A 15,634-nucleotide genomic window follows, 5' to 3' on the forward strand; every position below is an offset into this window, starting at 1 on the left:
CGCAGGGCAGCCGCGCATCACCGCCGGACGGCACACGCAGCAGGAGCAGATCGACGCTGCCTGCCGTGAGGCACTGGAGGCGCTGCGATGATTCATTTCTATGACTGCGCCCGGCTGCCGGTCAGCCGCTGGCGCAACGGCGGCGGTGAAACGCGCGAAATCATCAGCTTTCCGCCGGGCCAGGCAGATTTTGCCTGGCGTGCCAGCATCGCCACCCTCGCCCACGACGGCGACTTCTCGCTGTTTCCCGGCATCGACAGGATCATTACCCTGCTCGACGGCGATGGCGTGGCGCTGTACGGCGACGGCCAACTCCGCCAGCAGCTGCAGCCGAACCAGCCGTTTGCCTTCACCGGAGAGGAGCCGATCGCCGCACGCCTGTCGGCCGGGCCGAGCCGCGACTTTAACATCATGTCACGCCGGGAAAGCCACTCGGCGTCGGCCGGAGTCACCCGTAAGCCCTTTTGCCCGCTGTCGTCCTGCGCCGGGGTGGTCTACGTGCTGGAGGGCGAGTGGCAGCATCCGCAGGTGCGGCTGTCCGCCGGCCAGGGGGCGTGGTGGGAAAGTGACGACGGCAGCTTTACGCCGCTGTCACCCGACGCGCTGCTGTTATGGGGCAGCATCGCCGCGATCAGCCATGCCCCTTGAAGCGGCCCAACAGCTTATAACGTGAGCCGGGGTAGAGCAGCCGCGCGTAGGTAACGATCTTGCTGTCGCTCCAGGTCTGACGGCGGATCAGCAGGCACGGCTGGTGCGCCTCCATCGCCAGCAGCTCACACTGGCGGGCGTCGGGCAGCACCGCTTCCACCACGTGTTCACCCGCAGTTAAGGGTGCCACGCGCATCAGGTAGGTATAGGGGGTCTGCAGGCTGAAATCCTGCTGCAGGTACTCCGCGGCCACCTGCGGGTTAACCAGCCGCTCCTCCAGTTGCACCGGCAGCTCGTTTTCATAATGCACGATCAGCGACTGAAACAGCGGCTGCCCGCTGCCGATGCCCAGCACCGCGGCCTGCTCAGGATCGGCGCGGCTCTCGCCCAGCTGGACGATTTTACAGCTGTGGCGGTGGCCGCGCTGGGCGATCTCATCGGCAATATTGTGCACTTCGAGCATCGCGGTGTAGCCTTTGGTTTCGGCGACAAAAGTACCGACCCCCTGCATACGCACCAGATAGCCTTCGCTGGTCAGCTCACGCAGCGCGCGGTTGATGGTCATACGGCTGACGCCGAGCTCGTTTACCAGCTCGCTCTCCGACGGCACCCGCTGCCTGGCCTGCCACACGCCTTCCGTAATCTGGCTGATAATCGCCTGCTTCACGCGCAGATAGATCGGCGCTGGCCGATCGCTCATTACGGCGGCAAGTTGAGAAATGGCGGACTGACCGGCCATAGTTTTTTTATCCTGATAAAATTAATGACGGCAGTGTAGTAGGTAAACTCTTAAATGTATAGACATCTGCAACCCACCTGCCTGCTATCCTGACGCGCTGGCAAAGCCAGCGTTTGACCCGCAAGCCAATCCTCTCCGGACGGGCGCTCAACTATTTTTGTGAGGGACAGAAACTCCCCGGTCAAGTTGTATAGACAAGAATATACAATTGTGTTTCACTCCTGTTAACACCTACGCTGCAGCCGCTTCCGTCAGGCCGTTTTGTTCGCCAGACATTGCTGCCCATATCGTTGTCACTACAGGAGTAAACCATGACATCCACGACCTCTATCTGCCTGCTCAGCCCCGGTCAGGTTACGCTGACCACCCTGAAAGCCATCTGGCGCGGTAATGTGACGCTGGCGCTGGATGAACAGGCGCGCGGTCGCATTCAACAGGCGCGTGAGACGGTAGCCGCCATCGTCAGCGAAGGCAAAGTGACCTACGGCATCAACACCGGTTTCGGCAAACTGGCGCAGACTACGATCCCGGCAGATCGCCTGGCGGAGCTGCAGCGCAACCTGGTGCTGTCGCACAGCGTCGGACTGGGCGAATTACTGCCCGATGAGGTGGTCAGGATGATCATGGCGACCAAGGTGATTAGCCTGGCGCGCGGCCACTCCGGCATCCGCATCGAGCTGGTCGACGCGCTGATTAGCCTGTTCAACGCCGGCGTGATGCCCTGTATTCCGGAGAAAGGCTCGGTCGGTGCCTCCGGGGATCTGGCGCCGCTGGCGCACCTGTCGCTGATGCTGCTGGGCGAAGGCGAGGTACGGGTGGCGGGCAAGCTGATCCCGGCCCGCGAAGGCCTGGCAATCGCCGGTTTGCAGCCCGTGGTGCTCGGCCCGAAAGAGGGCCTGGCGCTGCTGAACGGCACCCAGGTCTCCACCGCGCTGGCGCTGCGTGGCCTGTTTGAAGCCGAAAACGTCTTTGCCGCCGGGCTGATGGCCGGCGCGCTGTCGCTGGAGGCGATTAAAGGCTCGGTGAAACCGTTCGACTCGCGCATTCATGAGGCACGCGGGCAGCCGGGGCAGATCGCCGTTGCCGCGGCCGTCAGCCAGCTGCTGGCCGGCAGTGGGATCCTCACCTCACATGCCAACTGCGGCCGCGTACAGGATCCCTACTCGATCCGCTGTGTACCGCAGGTGATGGGTGCCTGCCTCGATAACCTCAACCACGCGGCACGGGTGCTGCAGATTGAAGCTAACGCCGCCTCTGATAACCCGCTGGTGTTCACCGACACCGGCGAGGTGATCTCCGGCGGTAACTTCCACGCTGAACCGGTGGCGTTTGCCGCCGACATTATCGCGCTGGCGATAGCCGAAATCGGCGCGATCTCCGAACGACGGATGGCGCTGCTGCTTGACAGTAGCCTCTCCGGATTGCCGCCATTCCTGGTGCAGGATGGCGGGGTCAATTCTGGCTTTATGATTGCCCAGGTCACCGCCGCCGCTCTGGCCTCGGAAAACAAATCCCTTGCCCATCCGGGCAGCGTCGACAGCCTGCCGACCTCCGCGAACCAGGAGGACCACGTCTCGATGGCCACCTATGCCGCCCGCCGGCTGGGGGCGATGTGTTTTAACACCGCCGCCGTGGTCGGCATCGAAGCAATGGCCGCCGCCCAGGGGATTGAATTTCAGCGTCCGCTGCAGAGCTCGCCGCTGCTGGAACAGGCGCTGGCCACCATCCGTCAGCAGGTGGCCTTTGTTGAGCGTGACCGCCTGATGGCCCCGGATCTTGAGCATATGCGTCAGTGGGCCACCCGCGACGGCTGGCCGGATTGTCTGGCGGCACTGTTACCGACCCGCTGTTCTGACACCCCTCTTTGATAAAAGGAATACAGAGATGACTCATTCAGTAAACAACGCGGTAGCCCGCACAATCCGCGCCCCGCACGGCAACACCCTGCACTGCGCCAACTGGCTGATTGAAGCCGCTTACCGCATGATCCAGAACAACCTCGACCCGGACGTGGCCGAACGCCCGGAAGATCTGGTGGTGTATGGCGGCATCGGTAAGGCCGCGCGCAACTGGGAGTGCTTCGAACAGATCCTGCGCTCGCTGCAGGCGTTACAGCCGGATGAAACGCTGCTGGTGCAGTCCGGCAAGCCGGTGGGTATTTTCCGCACCCACGCCGATGCGCCACGCGTGCTGCTCGCCAATTCCAACCTGGTGCCGCACTGGGCCAACTGGGATCATTTCCACAAGCTGGATAAGGCCGGGCTGATGATGTACGGCCAGATGACCGCCGGTTCCTGGATCTATATTGGTGCCCAGGGCATCGTGCAGGGTACCTTTGAGACCTTTGCCGAAGCCGGCCGTCAGCACTATAACGGCGACCTGAGCGGCAAATGGATCCTCACCGCCGGTCTGGGCGGCATGGGCGGCGCACAGCCGCTGGCCGGCGTACTGGCCGGGGCGTCGGTGCTGGCGATAGAGTGCCAGGATTCGCGGATTGATTTTCGCCTGCGCACCCGCTACCTCGACTACCGCGCAGAGACCATTGACGACGCGCTGGCGATGATCGACAACGCCTGTAAAGAGAAACGCGCTATCTCCGTCGGCCTGCTCGGTAACGCCGCAGAGATCCTGCCGGAGCTGGTCAAACGCGCCAGAGCCGGCGGTATGCGGCCGGATATCGTTACCGACCAGACCTCCGCTCACGATCCGGTTAACGGCTATCTGCCGGCAGGCTGGTCGCTGGCTCGCTGGCTGGATGAGCGCAGCAGCCAGCCGAAAGCGGTGGAACTGGCGGCGCGCGCTTCGATGGCCGTGCACGTCCAGGCGATGCTCGACTTTCACAACATGGGCATCCCGACCGTCGATTACGGCAATAATATTCGCCAGGTGGCACTGGAAGAGGGGGTGGAAAACGCCTTTGACTTCCCGGGCTTTGTTCCCGCCTATATCCGGCCGCTGTTCTGTGAAGGGAAAGGACCGTTCCGCTGGGTGGCGCTCTCCGGCGACCCGGAAGACATCTACCGCACCGATGCCAAGCTGAAAACGCTGTTCCCGGACAACAAAAACCTGCACCGCTGGCTGGATATGGCGCAGGAACGCATTGCCTTCCAGGGGCTGCCGGCGCGTATCTGCTGGCTGGGGCTGGGCGAACGCCATCTGGCCGGGCTGGCATTTAATGAGATGGTGCGTAACGGTGAGCTGAAGGCGCCGGTGGTAATTGGCCGCGATCACCTCGACTGTGGCTCTGTGGCCTCGCCGAACCGCGAAACCGAAGCGATGCAGGACGGATCGGACGCGGTGTCCGACTGGCCGCTGCTCAACGCGCTGCTGAACACCGCAGGCGGGGCAACCTGGGTCAGCCTGCACCACGGCGGTGGGGTCGGTATGGGCTTCTCACAGCATGCCGGGGTAGTGATCGTCGCTGACGGCACGGCTGAAGCCGATAAGCGCCTCAGCCGCGTGCTGTGGAACGACCCGGCCACCGGGGTGATGCGCCATGCGGATGCCGGTTACGATATTGCCAGACGCTGCGCTGCGCAGCATGAGCTGAATCTGCCGATGATTAAGTAACACAGCGGGCCGGGTTAACCGGCCCTTTTTCTGCCGCCCCTGCCCCGCTTTACCCGTTTCCCGCCGCGTTTTATGCTACCTTAGCTGCTGCCCACAGAGCGGGTGGTTGAGTCCCTACAGGAGAGTAATCAATGGCAATTTCCGTTTCGCTGATCGCCGAAGCCACCGCCTGGCGCCGTGCGCTGCATGCGCACCCGGAACTGGGTTATCAGGAGCACCAGACCGCGCAGCTGGTTGCAGAACAGCTGGCCGCCGCCGGGCTGCAGGTGCATCGCGGGCTGGCGGGCACCGGCGTGGTCGGCACGCTGGAAAACGGCCCGGGGCCGACCATCGGCCTGCGCGCCGATATGGACGCCCTGCCGATCGCCGAACTGAGCCACCCGCCACACCGCTCGACCCGTGCCGGCGTGATGCACGCCTGCGGCCACGACGGCCACACCGCGATGCTGCTGGCAGCGGCAACCCACCTGAGCCGGACGCGAAACTTCAGCGGCACGGTACACTTCGTCTTCCAGCCCGCCGAAGAGAACCTCGGCGGCGCGCGGAAAATGGTCGAAGAGGGGCTGTTTACGCTGTTCCCGATGGACGCGATCTACGGTATGCATAACTGGCCGGGGCTGCCCGCCGGCCATGTGGCGGTTAACGACGGCGCGATGATGGCGTCGCTGGACTCGTTTGAAATTACCCTGCGCGGCCGCAGCACCCATGCGGCGATGCCGGAGAACGGTGCCGACCCGATCGTCGCCGCCGCGCAGCTGATCCTCGCCCTGCAGACCATTCCCGCCCGCCGCCTGTCGCCGCTGGCCTCGGCGGTGGTGAGCATTACCCAGATCCACGGCGGTGAGGCGATCAACGTCATACCGGATATCGTGGTGCTGCGCGGCACCATCCGCTGCCTGCAGGCGGACGTGCGGGCGAGGGTGAAGCAGATGGTCAACGAGTTTGTCACCACCCTGACCGCGCCGCTGGGCGTCGAGGGCAGCATCGTGTACCAGGGAGACTACCCGGTCACCCACAACAACGCGGTGGAAGCCGGCCGGGTGCGCGACTGCGCGCTGGCGCTGCTGCCGGCGGAGCAGGTGCACTGGAACGTCAGCCCGTCGATGGCGTCAGAAGATTTTGCCTGTATGCTCGACGTCTGCCCCGGCGCCTACTTCTGGCTGGGTGCCGACGGTGCCACCCCGTCCCGCCCGCTACACAACGCGCATTATGACTTTAATGACGAGCTGATTGGCCCCGGCATCCGCCTGTGGAGCACGCTGGTTGAGCGGCTGCTGCCGATCGGCTGAGCGTGCCACACCCGGTGAGCAGTCCTGCGCCGGGCCGTCAATAACGCCACTGCTCCCGGCAGGCCAGCAGATGTGGCGCAACCTCTGGCTGACCTCGATCGGCCAGCGCTAGCGCAGCCTCTGCGGTATCAATATCCGGCGCTGGCAATCTGCCCCAGCGCGCCGTCGAGATCCACCGCCCGGCCGGTCGCCAGATAGCAGCAGGCGACCTGCAGGCGCAGCGACTGCGGCACCGGCACCTCGCGCTGCAGGCAGCGCGTAATCCACGCCGCGGTGGTCGCCGCATCCTTCGCCGCCGGCAGTTCGCCTGCCGCCAGCGTCACCTCCTCCTGGCGCGACAGCAGCTGTTCCGGCTGCTCGCCGTGGATCAGGCTGACCGACGGGCAGCGCTGCGGGCTGGCGTAGACTTCCCCTTCGCTGCCGTTCAGCAGCAGCCCGCGCCCGCCCACCGCGCTGAAAAACTTGCCCACCCGCGGAATATATTCCGGGTGGGAAACGCTGGCGAGGCGCAGCGCGGCGTCCTCGGCGAACGGCGTGGCCAGCTTGGCCAGCGTATGGGCGCTGTTACGCACCCCCATCCGCCAGCGCAGGTCCAGCTGGCGTGCCACCGGCGGGCACAGATGATCGATGGTGATAAACGCCAGCTGGCCGTCGTCCAGCCGCTGCTGCACCTGTTCGGGGGTGGTCAGGGAGGCGATGCCCAGCTCACGGAACACCGCCTCGCTGGTCACGCGGGTGGCGTCGTTGCTGACGCCGTGGACCAGCACCGGGAAACCGAGCGCCTGCAGCAGCAGCGCCAGCAGCGGCGTCAGGTTGCCCTGGCGGCGCGCGCCGTTATAGCTGGGGATCACCACCGGCATCGGCAGATGCGCCGGCGGCGTCAGGCGCGGCATTTGCTCCTGCATCGCACGGTAGAAGCCGAGCATCTCCTCCTCGCCCTCGCCTTTAATGCGCAGGGCGATCAGGATCGCCCCCAGCTCCAGCTCCGGCACTTCACCGGCCAGCATCCGGCGGTACAGCTCAGCGGCGCTTTCTGCGTCAATGTCACGCGCATGGTTCTTGCCGCGCCCGACCTCTTTAATAATCTTGTTATATTCCATGCATCGGCTCACTCAGGGTTACGATTATCGCCGGCGGTACGGCGCGGCGCGCTTCTTCGGCGCGGGGGTCACGGCTTTCGGCAGCTCTCCCGCCGGCATCGGCGGCTGCTCGATAGGAAACACCGGCAGCGCCCCCAGCAGGCGCGCGCCGTAGCTTTTGCTCAGCAGCCGGCGGTCGTAAATCACGATCTCGCCAAAGCACTGGTGGCTGCGGATCAGCCGCCCGACCTGCTGGATCAGATTAAACGACGCGCTCGGCAGGCTCTGCACCTCAAACGGATAGCGCTTCAGGCTCTTCAGCCATTCCCCTTCGGTCAAAATAACCGGACTGTCCACCGGGGGAAAGGCAATTTTATGGATATGTACCTGGGAGAGCAGATCGCCTTTCAGGTCCAGCCCCTCGGCGAAGGACTGCAGCCCGACCAGAATGCTGGTCTCTCCCTCCTCGACCCGCCTGCGGTGCAGCGCAACCAGCAAAGGTCGGGGTTTATCGCCCTGCACCAGCATGGTCAGCCGCAGCTCCGGCAGGTAGGCGATAAACTGCTGCATCGCCCGGCCGCTGGCAAACAGCACCAGAATGCCTTTGTGCGCGCCCTGTTTAATCTGGTCGCGGAAAAAGTGCGCCATTTCGGCCAGGTGCTGCACCTCGTTGGCCAGCTGCGGTTCGAAGCGCATCTCAGGGATCACCAGCTTGCCCTGATCGCGATGGTTAAACGGCGAGTCCAGCGCCACAAAGCGGTCGTCCGCCCGCTCGCTGAGCCCGGACATCTCCTGCAGCCGCTGGAAGCTGTTCAGCGAACGCAGCGTTGCCGAGGTGACCACCACGTGAGGAATTTTACGCCACAGCAGTTTTTCCAGCTGCTCGCTGACGCGGATGCCGGCGCAGTGGAACAGCAGATGCGCCGCGCCGTCGCGCACCTCGCGGGTCACCCATTTCGACACCGGCGCGCCGGAGGCCTGTTCCAGCGAGGCCAGCCGCCACAGCTTGCTGCCGGCCTCAAACCAGCCCAGCGCGCGGTTGATTTGCAGCAGCGTGCGGTGCAGGCGCACCACGTCATACTGGCCGCTCTTTTCGCTGAGATCGTTCATCAGCCCTTCCGCCAGCCCGCGCAGCGCGTCGGTCAGCTTAAACAGCCGTGCGCAGATGGTCAGCACCTCTTCCGGCAGCAGCCCCATCTCAAAGCGGTGTTCGCCCTCCTGGCCCTCCGGCGGCAGCCACAGGCCGAGGATCTGCGACAGCATCTGCAGCTGCTCGCGGACCTCTTCGCAGTGGCCCTTCAGCCGTTCCGGGCTGGCCAGCGGCGGCGGTCGTTTCGGGCGGAACTGCGCCATGCACTGCTCCACCAGCCGGCAGAACAGGTCGAGCTGCAGGGTATTCCAGCCGGGGGTGATTTCGCCGCTCATCTCCAGCGCGTCGCGCGCCACCTCCGGCAGGTGGTGGCCTTCGTCGAGCACCAGCAGCAGGTTTTTCGGCGGCGGCAGCACCGACTCGGTCTCCAGCGCCGCCATCACCAGCGCGTGGTTGGCGACCACCACGTCGGCATCCTCAATTTCTCGCCGCGCCACGTAAAACGGGCATTCTCGGAACCAGTGGCAGTTGCTGCCGAGACAGTTGGCCTTATCGGTGCTCAGCCGCTGCCACAGCGAGTCTTCAATATTCTCCGCGCAGTGATCGCGCAGGCCGTCCCACTGATGGCGATCGAGCGATTTCTGCAGCTCGCTGCAGACGGCGCGCTCGGCCTTGCTGGCGGTCATCTCGTCGTCGAGAAACAGCAGCAGATCGCCCTGCTGCTGCTCGTCGGTGGAGAGCGCCGACAGGTTGCGCGGACAGACATAGCGGCCACGGCCAAAGGCCGCGGTGAAGCGCAGATCGGGGATAATCTTCTTCAGCAGCGGCAGATCCTTGCTGTAGATCTGATCCTGCAGCGCCACGTTGGCGGTGCTGACCACCAGCGGTTTCTCTTCCGCGCGGCTAACGGCGATGCCGGGGATCAGGTAAGAGAGGGTTTTACCCACCCCGGTCGGCGCTTCGATCGCCAGGTGCCGCCCCTCCTCCCCGGAGAGCGTTTTTGCCACTTCGGCAATCATCTGCCGCTGCGGTGCACGGGGGATAAAATCAGGGACTTGCTGTTGCAGGGCTTTGTACCACCCGGCGATTTGCGTTTTTAACGCGGCAGTTAACGCCATAACAACCACTATTGATGAAACAGGGCTGTATTTTTACACAGTATCGCCACCGCGTCAGCCCTGAAAAACGATTCCTGCAGCACGCCGCAAAAGATGACCGCCGGGGACCGGCAGAGTGCACCGGTATACAGCCTGCAAAACGCCGGTGGGTATACTCTTTTCTGCTCAACAGCGTAGCGCCGCAGGCTGACGCACTGGCCCGCACGGCCGCCGCAGGAGAGCCGGTACAGGTGCGTGAATTATCGTGTATATCGCGTGGCGAAAGACCGTCTAAGGCGTTTTTCAGATTCTTTACAAGTTGTACACCAATAAATTTATTGTACAGACTGCTATAATTGGTTAGGTTGTTCACTGTTCTTTAAGCTTCAAGAGGTAATCCATGACCTTATTCAGCATCGGCGACGTTGCCGAACGCTGCGGCATCAATCCGGTTACGCTGCGCGCCTGGCAGCGTCGCTATGGCCTGCTTAAACCTCAACGCACGGAAGGCGGCCACCGTCAGTTTGATGAAGACGACATTCAGCGCATTGAAGAGATCAAGCGCTGGATCGGCAGCGGCGTACCGGTCGGTAAGGTTAAGGCACTGCTCGATGGCGAAAATATCAGCCTTGATGATGGATGGGGGGCGCTGCAGGAGGAGATCCTGACCGTTCTGCGCACCGTCCGGCCGGCAAAACTGCGGGCAAAAATCGCCGCCACCGGCCGTGAGAACCCGGCAGCTGAGATGATCGATCGGGTCTACGTGCCGATCCGCCAGCGGCTGAACCTCGATCAAAACACCGCACGTGCGCTGTGCAGCCTGCTGGACGGCGCGCTGATTGACTACGTCACCTTCTGCCTTGCCGGGTCGCGCAAGCGCGCCGGCAATAACGCGCTGCTGATCGGCTGGGGTAACGAGGATCGTACCCGCCTGTGGCTGGAAGCCTGGCGGCTGTCGCAACAGGGCTGGCGCATCGACGTGCTGGCTGAACCGCTGGATTCGCCGCGGCCGGAGCTGTTCCCCGGCCAGCAGATTTTCGTTTATACCGGTAAACCGTTAACCAAGCGTCAGCAGGAGCAGTTGACCTGGTGGCAGGAACAGGGGTTCCTTATCGCCTGGCACGGAGAGTAAGGGGTGAACCATGTCGCAGTTGCAGCAGGCCACACTCGATCGGCTGGTGAGTTTTTACCGGTCGCTGGACGCTCGCCCTCTGTCAGAGCTGGCAGAGATTTATCATCCTGAGATTTGCCTGCGCGATCCGGTGGGCACACACCAGGGTCTGCCGCAGCTGGAACACTACTTCGCCAGCCTGCTGAAAAACCTGCGCTACTGCCGGTTTGACGTCACCTTAGCCCGTCAGTTTGACGATGACGCACTGCTGCTGTGGCGGATGGACTTTGCCCATCCCGCCCTGCAGCGCGGTGCCGCGCAGCAGCTGGAGGGCAGCAGCTACCTGAAGTTTACCGATGACAAAATTCACTTCCAGCAGGATTACTACGACCTGGGCGCGATGCTGTACGACAGGCTGCCGCTACTGGGGACGGTAACCGGGCTGATTAAGCGGCGGTTACGACCATGAAACGGGTACTGATTACCGGGGCCAGCTCCGGCATTGGCCACCAGCTGGCGCTGGACTACGCTGCCGACGGCTGGCAGGTCACTGCCTGCGGGCGCGACGCGCAGCGGCTGGCGACCCTGACCGCCCGCCATCCGGGCATTGAGCTGTGCCTGTTTGATATGACCGATCTGGCTGATACCCACGCGGCGTTAGAGGGCCGCACGGCGGAGCTGGTGATCCTCTGCGCGGGCAGCTGCGAGTACCTCGACAACGGCGTGGTGGAAGCGGCCAAAGTCCAGCGGGTGATGCAGACCAACTTTATCGGCCCGGTCAACTGCCTTGAGGTGCTGCTGCCGCAGATGGCCGCCGGCAGCCGGGTGGCGCTGGTCGGCTCGACCGCCGGTCTGGTCCCGCTGCCGCGTGCGGAAGCGTACGGAGCCTCTAAGGCCGCGCTGGCCTATTTTGCCCGCAGCCTCGCGCAGGATCTGCGGTGGCGGCAGATTGGCGTCAGCCTTGTGCTGCCGGGGTTTGTTGATACCCCGCTGACCCGCCGCAATGATTTCGCGATGCCGATGATGATTACCGTCAGCCGGGCATCAAAGTACATCCGCCGCGGCCTCGCCCGCGGACGGGCTGAAATCGCTTTTCCGCGGCTGTTTGCGTTTATTCTGCAGGTGACCTCCCGGCTGCCACAGCGCCTGCAACGCCGCCTCACCCAGCGCATGACGAGGTCATCTTGAGGATAGCAATCATAGGAAGTGGCATTGCCGGGCTGAGCTGCGCCTGGAAACTGGCGTCGCGCGCCGGGGTTGACCTGTACGAGGCCGGGCCGCGCCCCGGCGGGCATACCGCCACCGTTGACGTCGAGCTGGACGGGCAGCAGTGGGCGATCGACACCGGATTTATCGTCTATAACGACCGTACCTACCCGCGCTTTCTGGCGCTGCTCAATGAGTTAGGCATCAACAGCCAGCCCACCGAGATGAGTTTTTCGGTACGCAACAACCGCAGCGGGCTGGAGTACAACGGCCATACGCTGAGCACGCTGTTTGCCCAGCGCAGCAACCTGCTGAAACCCGGCTTCTGGCACTTTCTCAGCGAAATCCTGCGCTTTAACCGCTGTGCTAAAAAGTGGCTGACGCGCAGCACCGATCGCAGCATCCTCGATGAATTTCTGCGTCAGCACCGCTTCAGCGATTTTTTCGCCCGCCACTATATCCTGCCGATGGGCGCCGCGATCTGGTCCACCTCGCTGGCCGAGATGCGGCGGATGCCGCTGGCGCAGTTTCTGCACTTTTTCAACCACCACGGGCTGCTGGACGTCACTCATCGCCCGCAGTGGTTTGTGGTGCCCGGCGGCTCGCGCGAGTATATTCGCCGCCTGATGCCGCGGCTTGGCGAACAGACCCAGGTGTTTCTCAACACGCCGGTGACCCGCGTTACCCGCGATGCGCACGGCGTCACCCTGGAGAGCTCACGCGGCAGCCAGCGCTACGACCAGGTGATTTTCGCCTGCCACAGCGATCAGACGCTGCAGTTGCTGGCGGACGCCAGCGAAGCGGAGAGCGATATGCTCAGCAGCATCCCTTATCGCGCCAATGAGGTGGTGCTGCACACCGACACCCGGCTGCTGCCGACCGCCCGTGCCGCCTGGGCCAGCTGGAATTACCGGCTGAACGACAGCGACGGCGGCGACGAACTGCTCGGCGCCAGCGTCACCTACAACATGAACATCCTGCAGGGGATTAGCGCACCGCACACCTTCTGCGTCACGCTTAACCCGAGCGAAACCATCGATGCGGATAAAGTTCTGCACCGCTTCAGCTACCATCACCCGCAGTTCGGCCTGCGCAGCCCGCAGGCGCAGCAGCAGCGGCTGCAGCTCAACGGCGATAACCGCAGCTGGTTCTGCGGTGCCTGGAGCTACAACGGCTTTCACGAAGACGGGGTGCGCAGCGCGCTGGACGTGGTCGCCGGTATGGAACAGCGGGGCCTGCTGTGAACAGCCTGCTCTACAGCGGCCACGTTCGCCACCGCCGCTTTACCCCGGTCGATCACCGGTTCAGCTACCGCATCTTTATGCCGCTGATCGATCTGGATGAGCTGCCGCTGCTGCATAAGGCAGGCATCGGCCGCCGTCGTTTCAACGCCGCCAGCTTCTGCGCCGACGATTACCTCGGCGGCGGCGACATCAAACAGCGGGCGCAGACGCGCATCGCGGAGCTGACCGGCGAACGGCTCAGCGGCCGGGTGCTGCTGCTGACCCAGCTGCGCTATTTCGGCTGCTCCTTTAACCCGGTCAATTTCTACTACCTTTATGACGAGGCTGGCGAACTGCGCTGGATGCTGGCGGAGGTGAGAAACACGCCGTGGAACGAGCGTCACACCTACGCGGTGAAGCCGGACGGCAGTGAAACCACCGAAAAAGCGTTTCACGTCTCGCCGTTTAATCCGCTGGAGATGGTCTATCACTGGCGGCTCTCGCCGCCGGGCAGGTCGCTGACCGTACATATTGAAAATCACCGTGAAGGTCGCGAGTTTGACGCCACGCTGCACCTGCGCAGCCAGCCGCTTACCCGCCCTAACCTGCGCCATTTTCTCTGGCGATTTCCGCTGATGACCGTTCGCACCGCGCTGGCCATTTACTGGCAGGCGTGGAAATTATGGCGCAAGGGTGCGCCGGTCTATGACCATCACAAGCCGGAGAAATAAAACATGCCTGGCACCGACGTAAGCCTGACGCGCCGCGCAAAAGGCGGCAAACGTTTTTCCGCCTCGCGACGGATCCTGTTTTCACTGCTGCAGCATATTGAGGGTGCGGGCCTGCTGCTGCACGACCCGCTGCTCGGCAGGCAGTTCTTTGGCGACCCACAGGCGGCGCTGCAGGCGGAAGTGGTGGTAAGCCGCTCCAGAGTCTATCGCCGGGTGCTGCTTGGCGGCAGCATTGCGGCGGCTGAAAGCTGGATGGACGGCGACTGGCACACGCCGGATCTCACCGCGGTGATCCAGACGCTGGCGCAAAATATGGCGGTCACCGACCGGCTGGAGTCCCGCTTCAGCTGGCTGAGCACGCCGCTGAACCAGCTGCTGCACGCCCTGCGGCGCAACAGCGTGCGCCAGGCGCAGCGCAATATCGCCGCCCACTACGATCTCGGCAACGATTTCTACCGCGCCTTTCTCGATGATGCCATGCTCTACTCCAGCGGCTGGTACCCGCAGCCGGAGATGACGCTGGAGCAGGCACAGCAGGCGAAAATGCGCCGGCTGTGCGACCAGCTGGCGCTAGGCCCGCAGGATCACCTGCTGGAGATCGGCAGCGGCTGGGGGGCGATGGCGGAGTTCGCCGCCCGCGAGTATGGCTGCCGGGTGACCACCACCACCATCTCGCGCGAACAGTATGCCTGGTGCTGCCAGCGTATTGCCGCCGCCGGGCTCAGCGACCGGGTCACCGTGCTGTGCGAAGATTACCGCCACCTCAGCGGGCAGTTCGACAAAATCGTCTCGATTGAGATGATTGAGGCGGTGGGCAAAGCCTATATCCCGCTGTTTATCCGCCGCTGCCAGCAGCTGCTGAAGCCAGGTGGCCGGCTGGCGCTGCAGGCGATCACCATCAGCGAAGAGCGGCTGACCAGCTACAGCCGCGGGGTGGACTTTATCCAGCGCTATATTTTCCCCGGCGGCTTTCTGCCGGCCATCAGCCTGCTGCAAAAAACGGTTAACGAGGTCAGCGACTTTGTACTCACCGACCGGCTGGAGATCGGCGCTGACTATGCGCGCACCCTGCAGCAGTGGCGGCAGCGTTTCGACAGCGCCTGGCCGCAGCTGGCGCAGGGGCAGTTTGATGAACGCTTCCGCCGCATGTGGCTGTTCTACCTCTGCTACTGTGAAGCCGGTTTTCACGCGCGCACCATCGGCACCGTGCAACTGACGCTGCAGCGGCCATGAGCGGCCGCCGCTTTGCGGGCCTGACCCTGGCGTTCAACCTGTTCTGGACGCTGGCGGTGAGCCTGCGCGATGCGGCGACTATCCCCCTGCTGCTGCTGGCGCTGCTGGCCTGGCTGTGCAGCCCGCCGGCACGCAGGATACCGCTGCTGCTGCTGGCCGCCCTTGGGGTGGCGATGGACGGACTGTGGCTGCGGTGCGGGCTGTTCAGCTTTAACAGCAGCGCCACGTTCCCCGCCTGGATGCTGGCGCTGTGGCTGGCGTTTGCCTGCTGGTGGCCGCTGTTTCTGCAGCGCTACCGGCTGGGCTGGCCGTGGCTGATGGGGCTCGGCGCGCTGAGCGGCCCGTTCTCTTACTACCTTGGCGAGCGTCTTGGCGCCATGCAGCTGCACCAGCCGGGCTGGCAGGTGTTTACTCTGCTTGCCGTCGGCTGGGCGCTGCTGCTGCCCGCCAGCCGAAAGCTGATACCGGGTACCTGAAGGCTGAAGCCGGAAGCCGGAAGCCTGAAGCCCGAAGCCTGAAGCCCGAAGCCGGAAGCCTGAAGCCCGAAGCCTGAAGCCTGAAGCCTGGAGCCTGGAGCCTGAAGCCCAAAGCCCGAAGCCCGAAGCCTGAAGTCTGCTG

At 63.8% G+C, this 15,634-nt stretch carries 14 protein-coding genes; 11 read left to right on the top strand and 3 right to left on the bottom strand.

Annotated features, from left to right (window positions below; translation table 11 throughout):
• Positions 1-87: 87 nt before the first annotated feature.
• Positions 88-648, top strand: coding sequence for a HutD family protein (locus NV64_RS12425; RefSeq protein WP_056237024.1), 561 nt, complete (start codon positions 88-90; stop codon positions 646-648).
• On the opposite strand, the gene hutC is transcribed toward NV64_RS12425, so the two are convergent.
• Entirely contained in the window at positions 632-1,387 is a 756-nt protein-coding gene (gene hutC, locus NV64_RS12430) for a histidine utilization repressor (RefSeq protein WP_101506030.1), read from the bottom strand. The two genes, NV64_RS12425 and hutC, sit on opposite strands and share 17 nt — an antisense overlap.
• Before the next feature lie 311 nt (positions 1,388-1,698).
• Here hutC and hutH point away from each other — a divergent pair, with 311 nt between their 5' ends.
• The 3 genes from hutH (at position 1,699) to NV64_RS12445 (ending at position 6,246) form a co-directional block, all read left to right on the top strand.
• The gene (gene hutH, locus NV64_RS12435) at positions 1,699-3,255 is read left to right on the top strand and encodes a histidine ammonia-lyase (RefSeq protein WP_056237028.1); all 1,557 of its coding nucleotides are present in this window, start codon (positions 1,699-1,701) and stop codon (positions 3,253-3,255) included.
• A gap of 16 nt (positions 3,256-3,271) precedes the next feature.
• On the top strand, positions 3,272-4,957 hold the full coding sequence (gene hutU, locus NV64_RS12440) for a urocanate hydratase (protein WP_101506031.1): 1,686 nt from the start codon (positions 3,272-3,274) through the stop codon (positions 4,955-4,957).
• A gap of 131 nt (positions 4,958-5,088) precedes the next feature.
• Positions 5,089-6,246 carry a M20 aminoacylase family protein gene (locus tag NV64_RS12445; protein WP_056237033.1) on the top strand — a complete coding sequence of 386 codons (1,158 nt, stop codon included), beginning with the start codon at positions 5,089-5,091 and terminating at the stop codon, positions 6,244-6,246.
• Between the two features lie 128 nt (positions 6,247-6,374).
• Here NV64_RS12445 and ybiB read toward each other — a convergent pair whose 3' ends face one another.
• Both ybiB and dinG read right to left on the bottom strand, forming a co-directional pair.
• Positions 6,375-7,346 (bottom strand): DNA-binding protein YbiB, encoded by a 972-nt coding sequence (ybiB, locus tag NV64_RS12450; protein ID WP_101506032.1) that lies wholly within the window; start codon positions 7,344-7,346, stop codon positions 6,375-6,377.
• A gap of 24 nt (positions 7,347-7,370) precedes the next feature.
• Positions 7,371-9,533, bottom strand: coding sequence for an ATP-dependent DNA helicase DinG (gene dinG / locus NV64_RS12455; RefSeq protein ID WP_101506033.1), 2,163 nt, complete (start codon positions 9,531-9,533; stop codon positions 7,371-7,373).
• Between the two features lie 379 nt (positions 9,534-9,912).
• Between dinG and NV64_RS12460 the strand changes: the two genes are divergently transcribed.
• Genes NV64_RS12460 through NV64_RS12490 form a run of 7 tightly spaced genes read left to right on the top strand, consistent with a single transcriptional unit; the run spans position 9,913 to position 15,492 of the window.
• On the top strand, positions 9,913-10,644 hold the full coding sequence (locus NV64_RS12460; protein WP_056237039.1) for a MerR family transcriptional regulator: 732 nt from the start codon (positions 9,913-9,915) through the stop codon (positions 10,642-10,644).
• 10 nt (positions 10,645-10,654) lie between these two features.
• Positions 10,655-11,092, top strand: a complete 438-nt coding sequence (locus tag NV64_RS12465; protein ID WP_056237041.1) for a nuclear transport factor 2 family protein — start codon at positions 10,655-10,657, stop codon at positions 11,090-11,092.
• Complete coding sequence (locus NV64_RS12470; protein ID WP_101506034.1) at positions 11,089-11,811, top strand: SDR family NAD(P)-dependent oxidoreductase; 723 nt, start codon at positions 11,089-11,091, stop codon at positions 11,809-11,811. Before NV64_RS12465 ends, NV64_RS12470 begins: the two co-directional genes overlap by 4 nt.
• The gene (locus NV64_RS12475; protein WP_101506035.1) at positions 11,808-13,073 is read left to right on the top strand and encodes an NAD(P)/FAD-dependent oxidoreductase; all 1,266 of its coding nucleotides are present in this window, start codon (positions 11,808-11,810) and stop codon (positions 13,071-13,073) included. The genes NV64_RS12470 and NV64_RS12475 overlap by 4 nt, the downstream gene beginning before the upstream one ends.
• Positions 13,070-13,783 (top strand): DUF1365 domain-containing protein, encoded by a 714-nt coding sequence (locus tag NV64_RS12480; RefSeq protein WP_056237046.1) that lies wholly within the window; start codon positions 13,070-13,072, stop codon positions 13,781-13,783. Before NV64_RS12475 ends, NV64_RS12480 begins: the two co-directional genes overlap by 4 nt.
• A 3-nt stretch (positions 13,784-13,786) precedes the next feature.
• Positions 13,787-15,016: a cyclopropane-fatty-acyl-phospholipid synthase family protein gene (locus tag NV64_RS12485; protein ID WP_056237047.1), complete on the top strand. Its 1,230-nt coding sequence runs from the start codon at positions 13,787-13,789 to the stop codon at positions 15,014-15,016.
• On the top strand, positions 15,013-15,492 hold the full coding sequence (locus tag NV64_RS12490; protein WP_101506036.1) for a DUF2878 domain-containing protein: 480 nt from the start codon (positions 15,013-15,015) through the stop codon (positions 15,490-15,492). Before NV64_RS12485 ends, NV64_RS12490 begins: the two co-directional genes overlap by 4 nt.
• Positions 15,493-15,634: the final 142 nt, after the last annotated feature.

It is taken from the genome of Erwinia sp. B116, assembly GCF_002865965.1.
Taxonomy (GTDB): Bacteria; Pseudomonadota; Gammaproteobacteria; order Enterobacterales; family Enterobacteriaceae; genus Erwinia.

What these genes read in the sequence shown, in the direction of transcription:
- NV64_RS12465 (WP_056237041.1), top strand. Translation starts at nt 10,655, where the DNA reads ATGTCGCAGTTGCAGCAGGCCACACTCGATCGGCTGGTGAGTTTTTAC.
- hutH (WP_056237028.1), top strand. Translation starts at nt 1,699, where the DNA reads ATGACATCCACGACCTCTATCTGCCTGCTCAGCCCCGGTCAGGTTACG.
- NV64_RS12445 (WP_056237033.1), top strand. Translation starts at nt 5,089, where the DNA reads ATGGCAATTTCCGTTTCGCTGATCGCCGAAGCCACCGCCTGGCGCCGT.
- NV64_RS12485 (WP_056237047.1), top strand. Translation starts at nt 13,787, where the DNA reads ATGCCTGGCACCGACGTAAGCCTGACGCGCCGCGCAAAAGGCGGCAAA.
- hutC (WP_101506030.1), bottom strand. Translation starts at nt 1,387, where the DNA reads ATGGCCGGTCAGTCCGCCATTTCTCAACTTGCCGCCGTAATGAGCGAT.
- NV64_RS12425 (WP_056237024.1), top strand. Translation starts at nt 88, where the DNA reads ATGATTCATTTCTATGACTGCGCCCGGCTGCCGGTCAGCCGCTGGCGC.
- hutU (WP_101506031.1), top strand. Translation starts at nt 3,272, where the DNA reads ATGACTCATTCAGTAAACAACGCGGTAGCCCGCACAATCCGCGCCCCG.
- NV64_RS12460 (WP_056237039.1), top strand. Translation starts at nt 9,913, where the DNA reads ATGACCTTATTCAGCATCGGCGACGTTGCCGAACGCTGCGGCATCAAT.
- dinG (WP_101506033.1), bottom strand. Translation starts at nt 9,533, where the DNA reads ATGGCGTTAACTGCCGCGTTAAAAACGCAAATCGCCGGGTGGTACAAA.
- ybiB (WP_101506032.1), bottom strand. Translation starts at nt 7,346, where the DNA reads ATGGAATATAACAAGATTATTAAAGAGGTCGGGCGCGGCAAGAACCAT.
- NV64_RS12470 (WP_101506034.1), top strand. Translation starts at nt 11,089, where the DNA reads ATGAAACGGGTACTGATTACCGGGGCCAGCTCCGGCATTGGCCACCAG.
- NV64_RS12490 (WP_101506036.1), top strand. Translation starts at nt 15,013, where the DNA reads ATGAGCGGCCGCCGCTTTGCGGGCCTGACCCTGGCGTTCAACCTGTTC.